The sequence below is a fragment of the Cellulomonas sp. IC4_254 genome, from assembly GCF_011603975.1.
Lineage (GTDB): Bacteria > Actinomycetota > Actinomycetes > Actinomycetales > Cellulomonadaceae > Cellulomonas.
Window position 1 is genome coordinate 1 of the sequence record NZ_JAANNB010000046.1, and the last position, 21,423, is coordinate 21,423.

A 21,423-nucleotide genomic window follows, 5' to 3' on the forward strand; every position below is an offset into this window, starting at 1 on the left:
CGCGCACGTCGCGCACACCCCGGACGGCGACCGCGCCGTGGACGGGCCCGCGCTCGCCGAGGCCCGGGCGCGCGACCGCCAGGCCGTCGTCGCCCGGGAGAAGGAGGAGTACGGCGGCATCAAGATCGGCTCGGCGTTCTTCGGCTGGCTCACCGCCACCGGGACGGCCGTGCTGCTCACCGCCGTCGCCGCCGCCGCGGGTGCGGCCGTCGGCGTCGCGAACGACACCTCGGTCGGCGAGGCGGCCGACCAGGCGGCGTCCGACCCCACGTCCATCGGGCTCGTCGGCGCGATCGTGCTCGCGGTCGTCCTGTTCGTCGCGTACTACTGCGGCGGGTACGTGGCGGGCCGGATGGCGCGGTTCAACGGCGCCAAGCAGGGCCTCGCCGTCTGGCTGTGGGCGGTCGTCATCGCGATCGTGGTGGCCGTCGCGGCCCTGGTGGCCGGCGACCAGTACGACGTCCTCGGCCGGCTGGACAGCTTCCCGCGCATCCCCGTCGGCGAGGGCGACCTGACCACCGGCGGGATCGTGGCGCTGCTGGTCGTGGCGGTGGTCAGCCTCGCCGGCGCCGTGCTGGGCGGGATCGCGGGCATGCGGTTCCACCGCCGGGTCGACCGGGCCGGCCTCGGGGGCTGACCTCGGCGGACGCGCGGCGTGCGGGGTCCCGGCCGCGGACCCCGCACGCCCCCTAGGCTGCCCGGGTGCCCCACGACGACGCCCGCACGCCGCCCCTGGACGCCCTCCGCGCGCTGGTCGCGCCCGTCGGCACGCTCGCCGGCGCCGAGCGCCTGGACGGCGGCACGTTCGCGACGACCTACCGGGTCACGCTGGACGACGGCCGCCGCGTGGTGGTGAAGACCGCGGCCGCCGACCCGGGTGCGCTGCTCTCCCACGAGCGCGACCTGATCCGCACGGAGGCGGAGGTCTACGCGCTGGCCGGCGACCACCCAGGCCTGCGGATGCCCGCGCTGCTGCGCACGGACTTCACGCGGACCCTGCTCCCGGGCGACGTCGTCGTGGCCGCGCACCTGGACGGCGTGCCGTGGACCGAGGCCGGCTTCGGGCCGCCCGAGGAGGACCCGCGCGCCGCCCGCGCGCAGGCGGAGCTCGGCGCCGTCATGGCCGCGCTGCACGCGCTCACCGGTGCGCGGTTCGGCTACCCGCAGAGCCCCGCGCTCCAGGCCCCGACGTGGCGCGGGGCGTTCACCGCGATGGTCGCGGCGCTGCTGGCCGACGCGGAGCGCGCCGGCGTGCCCGACGTCCCGGCCGGCCGGGTGCGCGCCGCGCTCGCGGTGCACGCGGCCGCCCTGGACGAGGTGACGGAGCCGCGGCTGGTGCACACCGACCTGTGGCCGGGGAACCTGTTCGTGGACCCGGCGACCGGCGCCCTGCTCGGCGTCATCGACCCCGAGCGCGCGCTGTGGGGCGACCCGCTGCTCGACCTCGCCGGGGCCGACCCGATGTGGGACGGGATCCCGGCCGCCATCGCGGGGGGCCTCGACGTGACCTCGCCGGGCGCCGCCGCCCGGCTGCTGCTCGCGCGGATGTGGCTCGGCCTGGTGATGACCGTCGAGATCCCCGTGCGCGGGTACACCGGCGACTGGGTCTCGGGCCACGAGGCGGCGTGCCGCCGGACGCTGGCCCGGGCGCTGGACGCGCTCGGGGCGTGAGGGCGGGGCGGTCGCGGTCCCCCTGCGACCGCCCCGCCCCGCCGATGTCAGCCCTTGACCGCCCCGGACATGACGCCGGACACCAGCTGCTTCCCGGCGACCACGAACACCACCAGCAGCGGCGCCGCCACCAGGAACACCCCGGACATCACGAGGCCGGTGTCGCTGGTGAACGCGCCCTTCAGCTGCGGCACCACGAGCGGCATGGTCAGCTGCGACCGCATGACCACCGACGGCCAGAAGAAGCTGTTCCACGAGCCGACGAAGGTGAACAGCGCCAGCGTCGCGGCGGCGGGTCGCGCCGCCGGCATCGCGATCGACCAGAACGTGCGGAACATCGACGCCCCGTCCACCCGGGCCGCCTCGACGAGCTCGAACGGCAGCGCCTCCTGCAGGTACTGGGTCATCCAGAACACGCCGAACGCCGTGACCAGCGTGGGCACCGTCAGCGCCGCGAGCGAGTCGATCCAGCCGAAGTCGTTCATCATGATGAACATCGGGATGGTGCCGACCTGCGCCGGGATCGCCATGGTGGCGATCACGGTCACGTAGAGGACCTGCCGGCCCCGGAACGTCAGCTTGGCGAAGCTGAACCCGGCGAGCGTCGAGAAGAACACCGTCGACGCGGTCACCGCGACCGCGACCAGCACGGAGTTCGCGAAGGCCATCCAGAAGTTGAACTGCGAGGCGGTGACCACCTCCCGGAAGTTCTCCAGCAGGACGAGCGTCGGGAACCACGTCGGCAGGTCGCCGACCGCCCGCGCGATCTCGGTGCTGGTGGACGAGCCGTACATCGCCGCGGCGTAGAGCGGGAACACCGACACCACGAAGACGACGAGCAGGAACAGGTACGACGCCCACCCGGGGCGGCGCCCCGCGGAGTCGTGCTGGCGGACGGGCCGGCCGCGGGCCGCGCGCTTCTGCGCGTACCGCACCGCCCCCTTGCCCGCGGTGTTCCCGATGTACCCGGTGCTCATCGGCTCGCTCCTTCGTGGACGTCGGTGTCGTGGACCGGCGCGTCGGGTGGTGGTCCGTCCCGGCCGGGCGCGGCGGCCGCGGCCGCCTCGGGCCGGGTCGACGCCGCGGCGACCGCCCGGGCCCGCGCCACGGCGGCCCGGTGCTGGGCGCGGGTGACCCGGGGCGCACGGGACCGCGACGACGAGATGGACCGGGTGAGCAGGAAGTTCACCAGGGAGAACACCGCGATGATCATGGCGAAGATCCAGCCGACCGCCGCGGCCTGCCCGAGGCGGTCCTGCCAGTCGCCGAACCCGAGCTCGTAGAGGTAGAGGACGACGGTGGTCCACTGGTTGTCGGCGCCGCCCTTGCCCCCGCCGGTGCCACCGCCGTCGTAGAGCCGGACCTCGTCGAAGATCTGCAGCCCGCCGATGGTCATCGTCAGGGTCACGAAGATCATCGTCGGCCGGATGCTCGGCAGGGTGACGGAGAAGAACTGCCGGAGCCGGCCGGCCCCGTCCACGGTGGACGCCTCGTAGAGCTCCCGGGGCACCGCCTGCATCGCGGCGAGGAAGATCAGCGCGTTGTAGCCGGTCCACCGGAACACCACCATCGAGCCGATGGCCATGTGGGACAGCAGCCGGTCGGTGAAGAACGGCGAGTCGGACCCCGTGAGCAGGCCGAGCTCGTGGAGGTTCGGCACCAGCAGCCCGAACTGCCCGAACACCTGGCCGAAGATCATCGCGGTGGCGACCGGCATGACGACGAACGGCACGAGCACGCTCATCCGCCAGAAGGTCCGCACCCGCAGGTTCTGGTCGAGCACCGCCGCGATCAGCAGGGCGAGGACCAGCTGCGGGACGGCGCCCCACAGGAAGATCGAGAACGTGTTCTCCAGCGACCGCCAGAACAGCGGCTGCCGGAGCACCCAGGTGAAGTTGTCGAGCCCGACGAAGTCGCCCATGCCGGCCCGGCGGTGCCAGTCGTGCACCGCGACGACCACGTTGAACAGGAGCGGGAACGCCCCGAACACCGCGAACAGCAGGAAGAAGGGCGAGACGTAGAGGTAGGGCGAGACCTTGATGTCCCACCGCGAGAGCCGCTGACCCCACCCGACGCGGCGCGCGTCGGGTGGGACGGCCGACCTGGTCGACATGGGCGGCCGCTCAGTCCGCGGTCTCGAAGCCGAGCGCGTCGAAGTCCGCGACGACCGACTCCCAGGCCTGCTCCGCGGTGGCGCTGTCCGACTCGACGAGCCGGATGCCGTCCGTGACCAGGGTCTGGATGCCCGCGAAGTTCTCGCCGCGGTACCCGCCGGCCGCCGCGTCCCCCGCGGCCGCGGCCAGGTCGCCGTAGATCTGCCCGACGCGCTGGTCGCCGAAGAACGGGTTCTCGGCCTCGGCGATCTCGGGCGCGGACATCGCCTCGAGCTGCGACGGGAACTGGCCGGTCTCGTTGAACCAGTCGATCGCCGCGTCCGGGGTGGTCAGGTAGTCGGCGAGCTCGATCGCCCACGCGGTGTTCGGGCCGGTCGAGGGGACCGCGAAGAACGAGCCGCCCCAGTTGCCGCCGCCCTCCGGGAACGTGCTCGCGATCCGCCAGCCGTCGACGCCGTCGGCGTTCTCCGCGATGATCCCGGTCATCCACGCCGGGGTGACCACGGACGCCCACTGCCTGTTCTGGAACCCGGCGCCCCAGTCGGCGTGCCCGATCGCGATGCCGGCCGAGATGTCGTCCTCGGCGGCGTCCGCGAACATCATGAACAGGTCCTTGACCTCGGTGTTGTCCGCCAGGTCGTACGGCAGCCCCGACTCGGGGTCCTCGAACGCGTCCGGCAGCAGGTTGATGGCCGCCTGGAACGCGTTGGTGAGCGAGTCGACGAAGTAGTTGTCGCTGGTGGCCACGTACTGCCGGCCCGCGTCGAGGAAGGTCTGCCAGGTGGCGTCGTCCCCGCCGATCAGCTCCCCGAAGGACTCGGGGTCGGTGGCCAGCCCGGTGCCGGCCAGCATGTCCTGGTTGAACGCGATGGCGAGCGGGCCGATGTCCGTGCCGTAGCCGGTGATCGCGCCGTCGACCGAGCCCTGCGCGACCTTCCAGTCCACCCAGCGGTCCGGCACCTCGGGCAGCTTGGCCCAGTCCTCGGGCACCGCCATCATCTCGGTCCACCAGTCGAGCTCGACCAGGTGCACGTCCGACAGCCCGGCGCCGTCCGACGACAGGCCGTTGCGCAGCACGGTCTGCGCCGAGGCCCCGTCGGGGAACCGGTTGACGACGACCTCGATGCCGGTCTCCTCCTCGAACGAGTCGAGCAGCTCCTGCGGGAAGTCCATCCACGCAGCGACGGTGAGCTTGTCGGGCTTGTTGTCCTCCCCGGCCTCCTCGGACGCCCCGCCGCCTCCGCCGCCGCACGCGGCGAGGGCGAGGGCGGACACGGCGGCGAAGGCGACAGCGCCGGCGGACTTCGCGGTGATCCTCATGTGAGGTCCTCTCGGTTCTTCCCGCATCAGCGGGTGGTGGGGGCGGGGCTGATCGAGGCGACGGCCCAGGCCGGCAGCTCGAGGTCGATCGTCAGGACGCCGTCGTCGGCGACGGCGAGGGTGCGGCGGTCGAGGCCGTCGGCGACGGCGGCGAGCTCGGCGACGTCGCGGCGGCTGAGGTTGAGCGGTTCGCCGCGGCGGTGCCACTCCTCCGCGACGTTGCCGTGCTCCCAGTCCAGGAGCTCGACGCGGTACTCGGCGCCGGGGCGCAGGCCGGACACGGTGTGCGCGATCCGGCGGGCGGGCCCCTCCCCGAGGTGGCGGCGCGCGGCGGCGTAGCTGGTCGCGCTGCCCACGGACCGGTCGCCCATCGAGTCGGGGTAGTTGAAGAACACCCCGGCGACGCCGCCGTCCGCGGTCGCGGTGAGGACGCCGTGCTCGGTCTGGGTCAGGATGCGATCCCCGAGCCGGTTGAGCATCGCCATGGCGTGGAAGGTCGGCTTGTGCAGGCCCTGCTCGTTGACGAAGCCGAAGCCGCCGTGGAACGGCCCGATGCCGCCGCCGCCCTCCTCGAAGACGTCGGTGAACGTCCAGTACGCGATGGAGTCCGCGAGGTCCTGGCACTGCAGGAACGCCCGGGTGATGTACGTCGCGGCGAACAGCGTGTCGTGCATGTGGTCCCGGCTGGACGGCGAGGTGGACCACTCGGTCACGTGCACCTCGGCGTCCGGGAACGGGCTGGCGGCCAGCAGCGCGCGCAGGTGCAGCAGGTCGTCCCGGGTGGCGTCGCGGTTCCGGCTGATCGGCCGGCCCACGCCCTGGGTGTCGAACGCGAAGTCCGTCGGGTACAGGTGCGTCGACAGGAAGTCGAGCGGCAGGTCGCGCTCGGCGCAGAACGCGATGAGCTCGTTGATCCACACCGGCTTCCAGGGCAGCGCGTCCGGGTCGTCGGCCTCGGCGGTCGCGGCCTCGACGGACTTGTCGTGGTACTCGCCGTCGTAACGGCCGTCGGCCACGAACACCGACGACGACGGGCCGCCGACCCGCAGGCCCGGGTCGATCGCCTTCAGGGCGCGCGCCGTGGCCTCGTACAGCGCGAAGTACTCGGACCGGGTGCCGGTCCAGAAGTGCGGGACGAGGTTCGGCTCGTTCCACACCTCGAACGGCCACCGGCGGACCTCGTCGAGGCCGTAGCGGTCGATCCAGTGCCGGACGGTGGTGGTGACCAGGTCGACCCAGGCGCCCATGTCCGTGGGCGGACTGCCGTGCGCCTTCCACCAGAACAGCGTCTCGGTGTCCCGCGCCAGCTCCCGGGGCATGAACCCGAGCTCGACGAACGGGCGGGCGCCCGCGTCGAGGATCGCGTCGAACACCTTGTCGACGTAGGCGTAGGTGTAGACCGGCTCCGCCAGCGGCGTCGGCGGGCCGAAGCCGCCGCCGTTCGAGGCGCGGTACACGAACATGTCGTCGTGGAACACCCCGTGGAACCGCACGTGGCGCGCGCCCAGGACGCGGACGGCCTCGCGGAACTGGCCCTGCCAGTCGGCGCGGAGCGCCTCGTTCGCGCGGCCGGCCCCCAGGCACTCGCTCCACACGTGGCGCAGCGGCTGGTCGGACGGGAGTCGGTCGTCGATCAGCAGGGTCGACGGCGGTGCCTCGACAGACACGCAGACCTCCTTCGGTCGGCGCGGGCGGCTCCGGTGCGGCCCGCTGGTGTCCGAAACGGTTTCGCAACTCGTATCGGGAACCCGACCGTAGGATACGAGCGGCCTCGGCGGCAACACCCGGGACCGAACCCGCCCCGGCCGTGCCGGGACCGTTATAGAATCCCGAAACAGTTTCGGGTCGAAGGAGAGCCATGACGAGTGCGGCCGGGCGGCGCGCCACCCTGTCCGACGTCGCGGTCGCCGCGGGCGTGTCCAAGGCGACGGTGTCGAAGGCGCTCAACGGCCGCGACGACGTCTCGGCGGAGACCCGCGAGCGCGTCCTCGACGCCGTGGCCACGATCGGGTACCGCCCCGCCCCCGGCCCGGCGCAGCCGCACGACCGGCGCACGCTGGCCGTCGTCTTCGACCTCCCGGCGTCGCCCTACATCCTCGGCGTCTTCCAGGGCTCCCTCGCGGCCGCGACGGACGAGCGCGTCGACCTGCTGACCCGGCTGGCCCCGGAGCGCGACGCCCGCACCGAGCCGGCGGTCGCCCGCGACTGGGTGGCCGACCTGCTCGCGCTCGGCGTCGGCGGCGTCGTCGGGCTCACGCTGTCCCGGCCGGGCGCCCTGATCCGCGCCGCCGCCGACGCGTCCCTGCCGTTCGTCATGGTCGACCCCGTCGGGACCCGCGACCGCAGCCTGGTGAGCGTGGGGTCGAGCAACTGGGACGGCGCGCGCGCCGCCACCGAGCACCTGCTCGGCCTCGGCCATCGGCGCATCGGCTGGATCGGCGGGCCCGAGGACTCCGACGCGGCCCGCGAGCGGCTCTACGGCTACCGCGCCGCGCTGGACGCCGCCGGGATCGCGCCCGACCCGGCGCTCGTCCGGTCCGACCAGTTCACGGTCGACAACGGCACCCGGTACGCGCACGAGCTGCTCACCTCCGCCGACCCGCCGACGGCGATCATGGCCGCGGACGACGAGATCGCGGTCGGCGTGCTCGCGGCCGCGCACGCGCTCGGCGTGCCGGTGCCCGGGCGGCTGAGCGTGTCCGGGTTCGACGACACCCCGCAGGCGGCCTGGACCACGCCGCCGCTCACCACGGTGCACCAGCACCTCGGCGACATGGGCCGGATGGCGGTGCGGACCGCCCTCGCGATGACCGAGGGACGGCACCCCGCGTCGCCGCGCGTCGAGCTCGCCACCTCGCTGACCGTGCGCGCCAGCACGGGCCCGGCGCCCGCCTGACCCGCCGCCGGGGCGGGCCTCAGCCCGCCGCGGGCGGCGCCGTCGACTCCCGGACCACGAGCGCGGTCGACAGCTGGACGTGGTGGGAGTCGACCCGCTCCCCGCGGGCCAGCTGGAGCAGGGTGCGCAGCGCGACCCGCCCCATCTCCACCACGGGCTGCCGCACGGTGGTCAGCGGCGGCGCCGAGGACGCGGCCGCGGAGCTGTCGTCGAACCCGACGACCGACAGGTCCTGCGGCACGCGCAGCCCGTGCCGCTGCGCGGACGCCAGGACGCCGAGCGCGATCGAGTCCGAGGCCGCGAACACCGCCGTCGGCGGCTCGGGCAGCTCCAGCAGCTCGTCGCCGATCGCGAGGCCCGCCTCGAAGGTGTGCGCCCGCGACCGCACCAGCGCCTCGTCCACCTGCCCGTCGCCGGCGCGCATCATGCTGAGGTAGCCCTGCAGCCGCTCGGCCGACGGCAGGAACGTCGGCGCACCGCCCGCGAACGCGATCCGCCGGTGGCCGAGCTCCAGCAGGTGCCGGGTGGCCTGCACGCCGCCCGAGAAGTTGGTCGACCCGACCGAGACCGTGGAGTCGTCCAGCGGGTTCACCGGGTCGATGTGCACGGTGGGCACCGCGAGCGCCCGGAGCAGGTCGCGCTGGGCGTCGGTGGGCTGGGTGGTGACGAGCACGACGCCCGCGCGGTCGCCGACGGCCTGGCGCCGGGTCCACGCCGGCGACAGCGGCGCCGCGTCGCCGTCGGCGGGGCCCGCGTCGAGCACGTCCACGACGACCTCGACCCCGTGCTCGCGGGCGGAGGCGACCACGCCCTCGAGCACCCGCAGGGCGTAGACGTCCGCGAGGGTGCGGAACACGACCGCGACGCCGAGCGGGGCGGTGCCCGCGCGCGGCCCGGTGGTCGGCGCGTAGCCGAGGCGGTCGATCGCCTCCTCGACCCGGCGCCGCGTGCCCGGCGAGATGCCCGGCCGACCGTTCAGCACCTTCGACGCGGTGGAGGTGGACACCCCGGCCGCCGCGGCGACCTGCTCGAGGGTGGGCCGGCGGTCCGTGGTCGACATGCCCGTCACGCTAGCGAAAATCTTTCGACGGCGGAAGCGCGGTCCTGGCCTTCCGTCGTCCGCGGGGCACGCCGTATGGTCGGCTGGTCGACGCACCGGGGCGGAAACTGTTTCGTGACGGGGCGCCGGCCGCCCGCATCGCCCCGACCCGAAGGACGTCCCCGTTGACCACGTTCCACGTCGCCGTCACCGGCGCCGACCGCGCGGACGGCAGCCCCGGCGCCCCGTTCCGCACCATCCAGCGGGCCGCGCGCGCCGCCCTGCCCGGCGACACCGTGCGGGTGCACGCGGGCACCTACCGCGAGTGGGTGCGCCCCGTGCGCGGCGGTGTCGCCGACGACCGCCGGATCACGTTCGAGGCGGCCCCCGGGGAGCACGTGGTCATCACCGGCGCCGAGGTCGTCACCGGCTGGGTCCGCGAGCGCGGCGACGTGTGGCGCGCGGAGATCCCGAACGCCATGTTCGGCGAGCTCAACCCGTTCGAGGCGCCCGTCGCCGGCGACTGGCTGCACACCAGCCCCGGCGCACCGCTCGCGCACCGCGGCGACGTCTACCTGGCCGGCCGCTCGCTCTACGAGGTGCACGACCGCGCCGCCGTCGAGCACCCCGAGCGCCGCGCGCACGTGCGGTACCAGTGGACCGCGCTCGACACCCCGCTGGTCGACCCCGACGGCACCCTCCTGGTCTGGTACGCCGAGGTCGGCGAGGACGTCACGACCGTCTGGGCGAACTTCGGCGGCGCCGACCCGACCGCCGAGGTGGTCGAGGTGAACGTCCGCCCGTCGGTGTTCACCCCCGAGCGCGCCCACGTGGACTACGTCACCGTCCGCGGCTTCGAGCTCGCGCAGGCCGCCACGCCCTGGGCGCCGCCGACCGCCGACCAGCTCGGGCTCGTCGGGCCGCGCTGGGCGAAGGGCTGGGTCATCGAGGACAACCTGATCCGGGACTCGAAGTGCGCCGGCGTCTCCCTCGGCAAGGACGCCGCGAGCGGCGACAACGAGTCGTTCGTCCTCGGTGACAAGCCGGGCTACCAGTACCAGCTCGAGGCCGTGTTCACCGCGCTGCACCAGGGCTGGGAGCGCGAGCACGTCGGCTCGCACGTCGTGCGCCGCAACGAGATCCGCGACTGCGGCCAGAACGGCGTGGTCGGCCACCTGGGCTGCGCGTTCTCCACCATCGCGGACAACCACATCCACCACATCGGGACCAAGCACGAGTTCTCCGGCTACGAGGTCGCCGGCATCAAGCTGCACGCCCCGCTCGACGTCACGGTCGAGCACAACCGGGTGCACGACACCACGCTCGGCATCTGGCTGGACTGGCAGGCCCAGGGCGCGCGGGTCACCCGGAACCTGCTGTACCGCAACCTCCGGGACCTGTTCGTCGAGGTGGCCCACGGGCCCGCGGTGGTCGACCACAACGTGCTGGCCTCCCCCATCGCCATCGAGCTGCTGAGCCAGGGCACCGCGTTCCTGCACAACCTGGTGCTGGGCGTGCTGCGGGTGCAGCCCGTGCTGGACCGGGCCACGCCGTACCACGTGCCGCACTCGACGCAGGTGGCCGGGTACGCCTTCGTGTACGGCGGCGACGACCGGTACGCCGGCAACCTGTTCGTCGGCGCGCGGCACGGCGTCTACGCGCCCGACGCCCCGATGCTGCTGCCGGACTTCCCGCCGGAGTCGAACGGCACGCACGCCTACGACGGGGCGCCAGGGTCCTGGGCGGAGTACCGGGAGCGCGTCGGCGGCGCCACCGGCGCGGGCGACCACTCCCGGTTCCACCTGGAGCGGCAGGCCGCGTACCTCTGGTCGAACGCGTACGCCGACGGCGCGCGCCCGGCGACCCACGAGACCGGCGCCCGCGTCGTCGACGGGCCGGCCGCGGTCCGGGTGGTCGACGAGGGGGCGGAGGTGCACCTGGAGACCGACCTGCCCGCCGGGCTCACCGCTCCCCTGCTCGACGTCGTGACCGGGGCGGACCTCGGGCACGTGCGGATCGTCGGCGCCGGCTACGAGCACCCCGACGGCACGCCCGTCGTCGCCGACCTCGACCTGGTCGGGCACCGCAAGGAGCCCGGCACCCCCCACCCGCCGGGCCCGCTGGCCCGGCTGGACGACGGCGCCGCGCGCGTCCGGGTCTGGTGATCGCGATGGCGCAGTTCTACGCCCCCGCCGTGACGGCGCTGCACGCCGACGGCACCCTGGACCGCGACGGCAACCTCGCCGTCTGGGAGCACATCCTGGACGGCGGCGTCGACGGCATCGTGCTCCTCGGCAGCACCGGCGAGTTCTTCGCCCTGCTGCCCGAGCAGAAGCGCGAGCTGATCGACCTGGCCGTCGAGCACGTGCTGCCGCGCGGCGACCTGATCGTCGGCACCGGGTGCCTCCGGGTGGACGAGACGGTCGACCTCAGCCGGTACGCGCTGGCCGCCGGCGCGCCCGCCGTGATGGTCGTCAGCCCGTACTACTTCGCGCTCGAGGACGCGGCCGTCGAGGCGTACTTCTCGGCGGTCGCGGAGCAGGTGCCCGGCGACGTCTACCTGTACAACTTCCCCGCCCGCACCGGGTACGACGTGAGCCCCGAGGTGACCCGCCGGCTGCTGCGCCGGCACCCGAACATCGTCGGCTACAAGGACACCGTGCTGGAGGTCGGCCACACCCGGCGGCTGCTCACCGAGCTGCTGCCCGAGTTCCCGGACTTCCGGGTGTTCGCCGGGTTCGACGAGAACCTGCACCACGTCATGACCTCCGGCGGCGCCGGTGCGATCGGCGGCCTCGCCAACCTGTACCCGGAGCACTGCGCGGCGTACGTGCGGGCCGTCGACTCCGGGGACGCGGCCGCGATCGCCACCGCGCAGCGCCGCATCGACGTGCTCATGGGGGTGTACGCGCTCGGCGCGCCGTTCTTCCCGCTGCTCAAGGAGGGCATGGTCGGCCGGGGCGTCCGGATGGAGCACCACTCGACCGCCCCGCACCTGCCGGCCACGCCCGAGCAGGCCGAGGCGCTGGCCGCGCTGATGGCGACCGTCGAGGACCTGCCGTGACGTCCTGGGAGCAGCTGCTGGAGCCGCACGACGGCATCTACGCGTTGCGCTCGCACGCCGACGGGCCGTCCGGCCGGCTGCCGCTCACCGCGCAGACGCTCCGGGAGTCGCCGAGCGGCGACGTGTTCGGCATGACCCAGAACGCCGGCATGGGCTGGCCGCGGGCGAACCTCCTGGGGCCGCAGGTGATGATCGTGTCGACGGCCGGGGGCCTGCGGTCCGAGTCGGGCGAGCCGATCGCGCTCGGCCTGCACTCCGGGCACTTCGAGCTCGTCGACCAGGTGCGCGCGGCGGCCGAGACCGTCGCGGCCGAGGGCGGGCTGCCGTTCGCCACCTTCGTGTCCGACCAGTGCGACGGCCGCTCGCAGGGCACCACCGGCATGTTCGACTCCCTGCCGTACCGGAACGACGCCGCGACCGTCATGCGCCGGCTGATCCGGTCGCTGCCGACCCGCTCGGCCGTGCTCGGCGTCGCCACCTGCGACAAGGGGCTGCCCGCCACGATGATGGCGCTCGCGTCCCAGCACGACCTGCCGACCGTGCTCGTCCCCGGCGGCGTGACGCTGCCGCCCACCCGCGGCGAGGACCTGGCCCGGGTGCAGACCATCGGGGCGCGGTTCGCCAACGGCGAGCTCTCGCTCGAGGACGCCGCCGAGGCGGGTTGCCGCGCCTGCGCCTCCCCCGGCGGCGGCTGCCACTTCCTCGGCACCGCGGGCACCAGCCAGGTGATCGCCGAGGCGCTCGGCCTCGCGCTCCCGCACTCCGCCCTGGCGCCGTCCGGCGAGCCCGTGTGGGCCGAGATCGCGCGGCAGTCCGCGCTCGCGGTGCTGCGGCAGCGCTCGCTCGGGCTCACGACCCGGGACGTCCTCACCCCGGAGGCGTTCGAGAACGCCATGGCCGTGCACGCCGCGATCGGCGGCTCGACCAACCTGCTGCTGCACCTGCCCGCCATCGCGCACGCCGCCGGCGTGCCACGCCCCGACGTCGACGACTGGCTCCGGGTGAACCGTGCGGTCCCTCGCCTGGTGAGCGTCCTGCCGAACGGGCCGGTCCAGCACCCCACCGTCCGCATGTTCCTGGCCGGGGGCGCCCCCGAGGTCATGCTGCACCTGCGGGACCTCGGCGTGCTGCACCTCGACGCGCTCACCGCGACCGGCGAGACCCTCGGCACCGTCCTCGACTGGTGGGCCGGCTCCGAGCGCCGCGCCCGGCTCCGGCAGGTCCTCCGGGACCAGGAGGGCGTCGACCCGGACGACGTGATCATGGGGCCGGCTGCGGCGCGCGACCGAGGGCTGCGACCCACGACCGCGTTCCCGACTGGCAACCTCGCGCCCGAGGGCGCGGTCATCAAGTCCACCGCCATCGACCCGGCCCGGCTCGACGGGGACGTGTTCGAGCACGTCGGCCCCGCCCGGGTGTTCACGTCCGAGGCCGCGGCGATCGCCGCGATCAAGGCCCGCGAGGTCGCCCCCGGCGACATCATGGTCGTGATGGGCGGCGGCCCGCTCGGCACCGGCATGGAGGAGACCTACCAGGTCACCTCCGCCCTCAAGCACCTGTCCTACGGGCGGGACATCTCGCTGATCACCGACGCCCGGTTCTCCGGCGTCTCCACGGGCGCCTGCCTGGGCCACGTCGGCCCCGAGGCCCTGGCGGGCGGGCCGATCGGCCGGCTGCGGGACGGCGACCTGGTCCGGATCCGGGTCGACGTCGCGGGGCTGGAGGGCAGCGTGGACTACGTCGGTTCCCCGGGGGCGCCACTCTCCCCCGCGGAGGGCGCCCGGGTGCTCGCCGCCCGCGAGCCGCACCCCGCGCTCGCACCGCACCCGCAGCTGCCGGACGACACCCGGCTGTGGGCGGCGCTGCAGGAGGCCAGCGGCGGCACCTGGGGCGGGGCGGTGTACGACGTGGACCGGATCGTCGAGGTGCTGCGCGCGGGGACGGCGGCGCTGGGCGGCGAGGGAACGGAGGCCAGCGCGCCCGGCGGTGTGGGTCCTCGCTCACATAGAAAGCGATCCACGGGGCCAAGCCGCTCCCACCCCCAACTGTGATCGGGTCCGAGGACTACCCGGTGCGTCCGGCCTCAGCCCGGCGCACCCGCGCGCCGGCCAGCACCGCGCCCACGGTGACCACCAGCCTAAGCAACACGTCCGCAGCGGTCGGGGCGAGCACGCCCGAGCCGTCGCCCGCGGTCGTCGCGTCCCGCGCCACCGCAAGGACGGGCCCAACCAGGGTCTCCGGTGCTAAGGCCGCGCTCCCGCGCACCTGGCACGATTGGGGCTACCGTCGCCCGAGCACCCGACGGCGTAGCTGCGTCACGAACGCTGGGCACTGCTGCGGTTCCGAAAACACCTCGGACCGTCAGAGGTGGCCGACATCATCCAGGCTGCGCTTGGAATTCGAGAACGGCGCAACAGAACCTGGCGATAGGCGGCGCGGCACGAAATCGGGCGCCGAGTCGCGAGTCCTGTCTCGACCTGTGCTTCGCGACCTCGTCTTAGGCAAATGATCTTCTACAACGTTGAGAACAGAAAGGGCCGATGTCCGGGAGAGCGCGAGGAGAGAGACGTCACCGAACGCGACGCGCCGACGCACCGTCTTCGGCGAACACTCGAGGGCCACGAGGAGCGCACTAGCGGCAGCTCGAGCGAGCGGTGGTGGCACACTGTTTCCGACTTGGCGATGACCGTGCCAGTTCGTGGTATGGAAACGGAACCAGTCCGGATAGCCGTGCAATCTAGCGGCCTCCCTAACGGTGATCACCCGGTCCTCGATTGGGTGGATCGGCCGCGGAGACGTGTGCGCACCTCGCTCGGACCCAGTACCGGCGCGAAGCGTACGTGCCGGACCATCAAGGGGGAGTCGATAGAGACGACTCTTCGGCTCTACCGTTCCTTGAGCCGTAGATGCAAATCGTCGGATCGTGTCACCAGTATGCACCGTCCGACGACCCCCGGTGTGTTCCGAGGGGTCCCAAATCCGGGGCCAAGACACGTCCCCAGGAGAACGGATTTCGCCGGCTAGTGCACGCGCGTATCGATTGACGGTCGCTGCTCGCCGTGCCAGGTCCTGATCCTGCAGTCGAACACTGTCGGAATTGAGCAAACCGTCGTAAGCCGACGGCGAGGGCAGACCTTCGAACGCCTGGGCCACCGTCACCACTCCTGCCTGAGGGGCTGGCATCGAGGGCGCCTCCGCTCCGAGCGCGCCCAGAACAACGACGCGGCGCCGGGACTGGGGCACACCGTAGTCCAAACTGTTAATCGCCCTTTCGGTGCCAGACATTGAGTATCCAGCCGCCTGGAGCCGCTGGAGTGCTACGTTGCGAACATCGTCAAAGCGCCCCTCGAGCAGACCCGCAACATTCTCCAAGCAGACTACCCGGGGTTTCACCTCCTCAACGATCCTCACGAACTCAAGCAGCAAGTTGTTCCGCTCATCTCCAGACTCGCGCTTACCTCCGGTTGAAAACCCTTGACATGGAGGGCCACCGATAATGGCATCGATCTGACCCGCCCAAGGGCGCTTCGGGTGCATGCGCCGGAACCCGCGCTCAGCTGCCTCAACGATGTCCCGCCCGGAGAGCCGTGAGATGTCGCGGCACAACGTCTCTCCGTGTGGGAAATTGAACGCGTGCGTAGCAGCATGAACAGGGTCGTATTCAACCGCAGCAACGACATCGAATCCCGCCTGCTCGAAGCCCAAGCTGAGCCCTCCGGCGCCAGAAAATAGATCGACTGCGATGGGGCGACTCTCATCGCGATCCAATCCCGCTCGCAGACCCGGCTCGTGCACAGCATCCCTCTCGCTCACGCGTGTGCGGCCCAACTCACGTGGTGCTCCGACCGCCCTGGCTGTATCGTCGCACGTACACCCGACATCCAGTTCACGCGTTGGCTGCCGCGGGCCGCCCCCATCTGTGGACGCCGATGAACCGCTCGATGTGGACCCTGTCGACCCACTTATGCGGTGGCACAAGTGTTGTAGCGTCCGCAGGCATCTGTCGGCTGAGAGCAGCCCACTCGGGCGCGGTAAGGGTGGGCCACGCCAAGTCCAGCGGTTCTCCGGATCGCGCGGGCGATGTGAAGTCTAGTTCCTCGAGTCGACACTCCGCCACGGCGTCTTCCCCAGTCGGGGCGAAGATCCACCCGAGCAGCTGCATCTTGGCGCTGTCCGCGTACCGCACATCAAGCACGCTCGTGGCGCTCACTTGGTCGGCGCGGGCGCTGACGCGGCGACGCACGATGCTGTCCGCCACATGAACCTGTCGGTCGGCGAAGTTGGGCCCGAGATAGTCGATCTTGCGGAGCCCCGAGTCGAAGTAGTCGCCCTGTTCCTCCTGCACCCGCGCGAAGTCCGCTTCGGATGCATGCCGATTGGCACACACAAATAAAGCGGACCCTGGTCTGAGAACGTTAGCGAGATACGAGATGTCCCGCTGCTCTTGCTGCCGGATGCGCGTCGTGTAGTCGAGCCAAACGACACATCTCGACGTTCTGAGCTCTTCGATCTCAGGGAGCCGAGTATTTGTGGTGCCGGGGAGGATCTCGATCTGCGAATACGGGCGGTTGAACTCGAGACGCTCTAGCGAATGCTCAGCCTCAATTGAAATGAGTCGCTCGATTCCCAAACGCTCGTAAGCCATCCTGTGGTCTACGAACTCCAACGACCCGAGGCCGACGTAAGTCACGTCACGCAAAGCTCCGTATCGAATGAGCCTGCGAGATATTTCGACGATCATCTCCCGCGTGATCGACTTGAGTGGCGCGGTGAGGTAGTTCGGTCCAGCCATCAGTTCTCGATCTCGAGTCGCCAATAGAAGTCAAAGAGTGCTCTGCCGACTTCCTGTGGGTTGTCCAGCTCGAGTCGGACAGCGACCTGGTCAAAACGCTCGGGCTCAACAGAGAAGCGGATGGTCTTCAACCGCCGAACTGCGACATCGGTCTTCGGGTAGGCAAGCGATGATTCTTGCTTTGGCGAGATGCGTTCGATCGGCCGTTCCCTCGCTTGCTCGTATGCCTCCACTAGCGGCGACTTGATCTGCGAATCAAGAAATACTCGCCTGTCTTCTTTCAAACGAGAAGCAAGCGCCTGCACCTCAGCCAGCGACGTCTGCATGGCGCCGTACACGAGCCTCCAAACGGTAGAACTTTCGTCCACACCGGTCTTGGACGTGTTCCAGGGGAGGTTCCTCGCGTCATTTGAGCGGATGTCGACGTAGCCGCGGAAGTTGCGGAACTGTGGGTGGTATCGGGCAGTGTCGTCTCCCCAACCGGTCAAGCGCGTCTTCTCTGCCGCCAGCAGAACGCGACCGTTTGCTAACACGTACCAACCAGCGTCATCGTGCCCGACGAACTTGTCCGCGTCCCCGTCGTCATCGGGCGAGTATTGGCTCTCTCGCGCTCCACCGACCAGTCCGGCGTGCACCTCGATTCGCACGTCATCGGGCGTCTTGAACCGCCTGACCAGGGGGCGAAATTCGGCGCTACTCTTCAGCAAAGCACGCTTGGGCGACAAAGCGGCACCGTTTAGACGAGTCGCGATACCGAGGTCGTATGCTTCTGGCCTTCTAATCTCGAGTTCATGCCGCAGGCGAGCCACGAACTCTGGTTCTGCGAACTGCATGCTCACTGCCGGGGCAGGGTTCCAAATCTTGATGAACGTCCTGGCGGACCGTGCGTCCGCCACGGACTCGCTTGCGTCTGCTCGTTCAAACGGGAACGCCCAGACTTCTTCTTCTTTCGCGGCCCATTGCGGGACATCGACCTCGAGCGCGAATGCTCCTTCGGTCGAATTCGACTCGACGCGAAAGTTGTCTCCCATTTTGAAGAGAGTGCGCTTCATGCCTACCCCGAAACTACCAACGGCTCCATCGACCGATGGCGATTCCTTACTACGACCCAGGCGAAACGCGTAATCACGGGCGGTAACTAGCGGTATGCCGCCGCAATTATCCGTGATGGAGAACTCGCTCCTGTTCACCTCGATGTCAATAGTAAACCCTGACAAGCTGCCAGCAATGAACTGGCCGTCGTCGCCTGTATCGACGTATCGTAGAGCGCCGTCGACTGAGTTGTCCCATAGATCCAGGATCGCTGGGACGAGTTCGACATCTCTGGTCAACATCTGAATGAACAGGTTCTTGTCAGGCTCTACAAGTGCCGAGGCAAACTCGTTCTCGCCAGTCACTGCACCTCCCACTACCTGCGCCAACGCTGGGCCAGTCTCCGATACACCGTAGCGCGCGCCAGGGTCGCTCCCAGTCTGCCTTGGTCACCACCACTCAAACGGACGCAGCGCAGGTCCCCGGATGGTCCGCGGTCGGTGGCGAGGCATGACAACTTCGGTGACCTCGCCACCGCCTGCCCCCGCGTAGCTTGCGCGGCCGACGTTCGAGTTAGGTGACCACCTCTGACTCTGGCTAGCCGGCTCGGGCGAGATCACGTGTGCCCGGTCGCTCGTCGATCTCGGCGACTCGCTACGTCGGTGGTTCGTCCGGCCACTTCCCTCTCGCGCTGCACGGCGGCCCGCGGATGCGCGAAGACCCCTGAGGCGGTTCGCGCGATACAGGCGAGTTGCGGCGCCCGCACCGAATCGAAGTCCACGGGTGACCTAGTCCATCACGAGGATCCGCTTGTCTACCCACGTCGCTCTGCTGATGCTCCATAGATCACCGCCCTCGCCACACCACGCGGGCAACCTCACACCACGTGCTGTGTAGCGCCACACCCGCACTAGCCTCGAGCCTCGAGCCTCGCTTTTCGCGGGGAGCCACGCACCGCGCGACGGCATTCCAGAATCCCCTGGACGATCACAACCAAGGCCAGTTCTCTCGCGTCCGCACGACGGCGCTGGGGCGCTTCTCCGAGCCGTCCAGGTTCACCGTCGGGCTAGGCAACCGCCGGAGTCGAAATCGCATCGCGACCAACTGCAGGCGTCGTGGGATGTAGTCGATACGTTCGACGACTCCCAGGGTCACCCGCCTGCGGTGTTCGGAGTGTCAACGCCCACGCGCGCGCTCGTTTCGGGAGAAGCAGGCCTTCGTGCGCGCTGCCCCCTAGGACGGTTGCGCGCGGCCGTGGTCAAGCAGTCGTGGCACCGGGTCCAGGATGCGGGAGGTGTGTGCTCGCGGGCTCGCAGGCGTGCTCGTCAGCGGGATGTGCGCGATGTGCTTGCCTCTTCGGACGGCCATGCGCAGGCCGTGCCATCCACGCGAACGACGCCCGGCATGTGGGCACTACGGTTCGCTGTCTCCCCGTGATGATCGACACGCGGCTCAAGGACGGGCGTGATCGTCACGGCAAACCCTCAGTTCCGGGAACAACGAAGCGGGCGAGAGCTGTCGCTTTCGCCCGCTTCTGTTGTGGAGCTGAGGGGACTCGAACCCCTGACCCCCTGCATGCCATGCAGGTGCGCTACCAGCTGCGCCACAGCCCCGTGATCAGGCCTTCCGGCCTTCTCCCGTCCCGCTGAGCGGGCGTCCTGAACTCTAATCGAACTCCGCCGAAGTTGCGAATCGGCTGGTCAGGCCGGGTCCCGGACCTCCTCGTCCATGCCGCGGTCGGCGCGGTCCGGACCCGCGTTCCAGTCGGACGACGCGTGCACCGGGCCGACGTTCAGAGCCTCCAGCCGCCACGCCAGGCCGGAGCCCGGGCGGCCGGGCTGGACCTCGGCCCAGTGCGCGTTGGACATGCCGGAGACGCCCTTCCACTCCGCCGCCAGGCCGAGCAGTCCGACCAGGCCGAGGGTGATCGCGGCGCCGTGCGACACGACGACCAGGGTGTCGTCGGCCTCCAGCGCGCCCGCCTGCTCCTCGATCGCCCTGACCATGCGGGCCTGGACCTCGGCGCGGGTCTCGGCGCCCACGCGCTCCGGCTCGCGCCCGGAACGCCACGCGGCGTGCTGCTCGGGCCAGCGCTCGGCGATCTCCGCCGAGGTCATGCCCTCCCAGTCGCCGAACGACCGCTCGCGGACGCGCGGGTCGGTGTGCACGGGCAGACCGGTGCGCGCGGACAGCGCCTCCGCCGTCGACCGTGCCCGGCCGAGGTCGGAGGCGATGATCCGCGTCGGCGAGTACCGGCTCGCGAGCGCCGCGGCGGCCGTCTCGGCCTGCCACACGCCCACCTCGTCGAGCGGGATGTCCGACTGGCCCTGCAGGCGCGCCGCGGCGTTGTGCGCGGTGCGCCCGTGCCGCCAGAGGACGACGCGCCCCGCGGTCACTCCCCCGCCTCGTCGCCCTCGGGGGTGCCGTGCACGTCGGCCGGCAGCTCGATGACGGGGCAGTCCTTCCAGAGCCGCTCCAGGGCGTAGTACGTGCGGTCCTCGGCGTGCTGCACGTGCACGACGACGTCGCCGAAGTCGATGAGGACCCAGCGGCCCTCCGACTTGCCCTCGCGGCGCAGCGGCTTCGCGCCGAGCTTGTGCAGCGACTCCTCCACGGCGTCGACGATCGCGCCGACCTGCCGCTCGTTGGTGCCGGAGGCGATCAGGAAGGCGTCGGTCAGCACGAGCTGACCGCTGACGTCCAGGGCGATGATCTCCTGGGCCTTGAGGTCGGCGGCGGCGCGTGCGGCCGCCACGGTGAGCTCGATCGCGCGGTCGGTGGCCGACACGGGTCTCCTCGGGGTGGTTCGGGTGGGTCAGGTGGTGCAGGTCACGGTGCCGCGTCGGGCGCCGTCGCCGCGGTGGCGGGGACGTCCGGCCCGGCCGCGCGGTCCGACGCCGTGTTGGCGACGAAGATGATGAGGAAGCCGAGCACGAACGCGACGACCGCCAGGATGATCCACTGCAGCCACGTGTACGGCAGCGGCCGGCGCAGCCGCTCGGGCTGCTCGTCGATCTCGTCGATCTCCTCGTCGGCGTTCACGCCGCGGAGCATGTCGCCGGTGGCGTCGGTGATCTCGGCCTCGTCCTCGGGCAGCGGCGCCGGCACCCGCTCGGGTGCGGCGCCCGCCACCGGTGCCGTGAGCGGCCCGGGCGCCACCACCGCTGCCACCACTCCGGGCGCCGCGACCTCCGCGGGCCGGGCCACCCGTCCCGCGCCGGCCGTGCCCGACCAGGCTCCCGCCTCCGCCCCGGGCCGGTCCCCGGCCGCCCCGTCGACCGACCTGCCCGCGCGCCGGAGCGCCACGAGCTCGCCGGGCCGCGCGTGGCCCCCTGCGACGACCGGCGGCGCCCCGGGTGCCGCCGCGACGGCGGCCGGTGCGTCCGCGGCGCCGGCCCCGCCCGCGGCGGCCGGCCAGCAGCGCGGCGCGGCCGCGACGTCGTCCTGGTCCGCCGGCGGCGCGTCGTGGCGCCCGATGTCCGGCGACGCCCCGGC

15 protein-coding genes, 1 tRNA gene and 1 pseudogene are annotated in these 21,423 nt (G+C 71.6%); 6 read left to right on the forward strand and 11 right to left on the reverse strand.

The window, feature by feature from the left end; all coding sequences use genetic code 11:
* Nucleotides 1-37 precede the first annotated feature (37 nt).
* On the forward strand, nucleotides 38-637 hold the full coding sequence (locus G6556_RS06885; RefSeq protein ID WP_346774767.1) for a hypothetical protein: 600 nt from the start codon (nucleotides 38-40) through the stop codon (nucleotides 635-637).
* 65 nt (nucleotides 638-702) lie between these two features.
* Entirely contained in the window at nucleotides 703-1,671 is a 969-nt protein-coding gene (locus G6556_RS06890) for a phosphotransferase (protein ID WP_166939774.1), read from the forward strand.
* A 47-nt stretch (nucleotides 1,672-1,718) separates the two neighbouring features.
* Here the strand turns inward: G6556_RS06890 and G6556_RS06895 are convergent, their stop codons facing one another.
* Genes G6556_RS06895 through G6556_RS06910 form a run of 4 tightly spaced genes read right to left on the reverse strand, consistent with a single transcriptional unit; the run spans nucleotide 1,719 to nucleotide 6,772 of the window.
* Nucleotides 1,719-2,648, reverse strand: coding sequence for a carbohydrate ABC transporter permease (locus G6556_RS06895; RefSeq protein ID WP_166939776.1), 930 nt, complete (start codon nucleotides 2,646-2,648; stop codon nucleotides 1,719-1,721).
* Nucleotides 2,645-3,784, reverse strand: coding sequence for a sugar ABC transporter permease (locus G6556_RS06900; protein ID WP_166939778.1), 1,140 nt, complete (start codon nucleotides 3,782-3,784; stop codon nucleotides 2,645-2,647). The genes G6556_RS06895 and G6556_RS06900 overlap by 4 nt, the downstream gene beginning before the upstream one ends.
* Before the next feature lie 10 nt (nucleotides 3,785-3,794).
* Nucleotides 3,795-5,105 (reverse strand): PotD/PotF family extracellular solute-binding protein, encoded by a 1,311-nt coding sequence (locus tag G6556_RS06905; RefSeq protein WP_166939780.1) that lies wholly within the window; start codon nucleotides 5,103-5,105, stop codon nucleotides 3,795-3,797.
* Between the two features lie 26 nt (nucleotides 5,106-5,131).
* The gene (locus G6556_RS06910) at nucleotides 5,132-6,772 is read right to left on the reverse strand and encodes a beta-xylosidase (protein WP_166939782.1); all 1,641 of its coding nucleotides are present in this window, start codon (nucleotides 6,770-6,772) and stop codon (nucleotides 5,132-5,134) included.
* 191 nt (nucleotides 6,773-6,963) lie between these two features.
* Between G6556_RS06910 and G6556_RS06915 the strand changes: the two genes are divergently transcribed.
* Nucleotides 6,964-8,001: a substrate-binding domain-containing protein gene (locus G6556_RS06915; RefSeq protein WP_166939784.1), complete on the forward strand. Its 1,038-nt coding sequence runs from the start codon at nucleotides 6,964-6,966 to the stop codon at nucleotides 7,999-8,001.
* A gap of 19 nt (nucleotides 8,002-8,020) precedes the next feature.
* Here G6556_RS06915 and G6556_RS06920 read toward each other — a convergent pair whose 3' ends face one another.
* Nucleotides 8,021-9,061 (reverse strand): LacI family DNA-binding transcriptional regulator, encoded by a 1,041-nt coding sequence (locus tag G6556_RS06920; protein WP_166939786.1) that lies wholly within the window; start codon nucleotides 9,059-9,061, stop codon nucleotides 8,021-8,023.
* A 164-nt stretch (nucleotides 9,062-9,225) separates the two neighbouring features.
* Between G6556_RS06920 and G6556_RS06925 the strand changes: the two genes are divergently transcribed.
* From G6556_RS06925 to G6556_RS06935, 3 genes are read left to right on the forward strand one after another with little or no spacing between them, the layout of a single operon-like run.
* On the forward strand, nucleotides 9,226-11,205 hold the full coding sequence (locus G6556_RS06925) for a right-handed parallel beta-helix repeat-containing protein (RefSeq protein WP_166939788.1): 1,980 nt from the start codon (nucleotides 9,226-9,228) through the stop codon (nucleotides 11,203-11,205).
* Nucleotides 11,206-11,210: 5 nt separating this feature from the next.
* Entirely contained in the window at nucleotides 11,211-12,104 is an 894-nt protein-coding gene (locus G6556_RS06930; RefSeq protein ID WP_166939790.1) for a dihydrodipicolinate synthase family protein, read from the forward strand.
* Complete coding sequence (locus G6556_RS06935) at nucleotides 12,101-14,155, forward strand: YjhG/YagF family D-xylonate dehydratase (protein ID WP_166939792.1); 2,055 nt, start codon at nucleotides 12,101-12,103, stop codon at nucleotides 14,153-14,155. The genes G6556_RS06930 and G6556_RS06935 overlap by 4 nt, the downstream gene beginning before the upstream one ends.
* Nucleotides 14,156-15,990: 1,835 nt before the next feature.
* On the opposite strand, the gene G6556_RS06945 is transcribed toward G6556_RS06935, so the two are convergent.
* The 6 genes and pseudogenes from G6556_RS06945 to G6556_RS06970 all read right to left on the reverse strand — a co-directional run.
* Nucleotides 15,991-16,896 carry an O-methyltransferase gene (locus G6556_RS06945; protein WP_166939796.1) on the reverse strand — a complete coding sequence of 302 codons (906 nt, stop codon included), beginning with the start codon at nucleotides 16,894-16,896 and terminating at the stop codon, nucleotides 15,991-15,993.
* Nucleotides 16,896-18,293, reverse strand: a complete 1,398-nt coding sequence (locus G6556_RS06950; protein ID WP_166939798.1) for an ATP-binding protein — start codon at nucleotides 18,291-18,293, stop codon at nucleotides 16,896-16,898. Before G6556_RS06950 ends, G6556_RS06945 begins: the two co-directional genes overlap by 1 nt.
* A gap of 1,175 nt (nucleotides 18,294-19,468) precedes the next feature.
* Nucleotides 19,469-19,541: transfer RNA gene (locus tag G6556_RS06955), tRNA-Ala, on the reverse strand.
* Nucleotides 19,542-19,628: 87 nt separating this feature from the next.
* A complete protein-coding gene (locus G6556_RS06960) occupies nucleotides 19,629-20,324 on the reverse strand; it encodes a histidine phosphatase family protein (RefSeq protein WP_166939800.1) in 696 nt (231 codons plus the stop codon).
* On the reverse strand, nucleotides 20,321-20,716 hold the full coding sequence (gene rsfS, locus G6556_RS06965) for a ribosome silencing factor (RefSeq protein WP_158375428.1): 396 nt from the start codon (nucleotides 20,714-20,716) through the stop codon (nucleotides 20,321-20,323). Before rsfS ends, G6556_RS06960 begins: the two co-directional genes overlap by 4 nt.
* A 41-nt stretch (nucleotides 20,717-20,757) precedes the next feature.
* Nucleotides 20,758-21,423: pseudogene (locus G6556_RS06970) on the reverse strand (hypothetical protein); the annotation flags it as partial.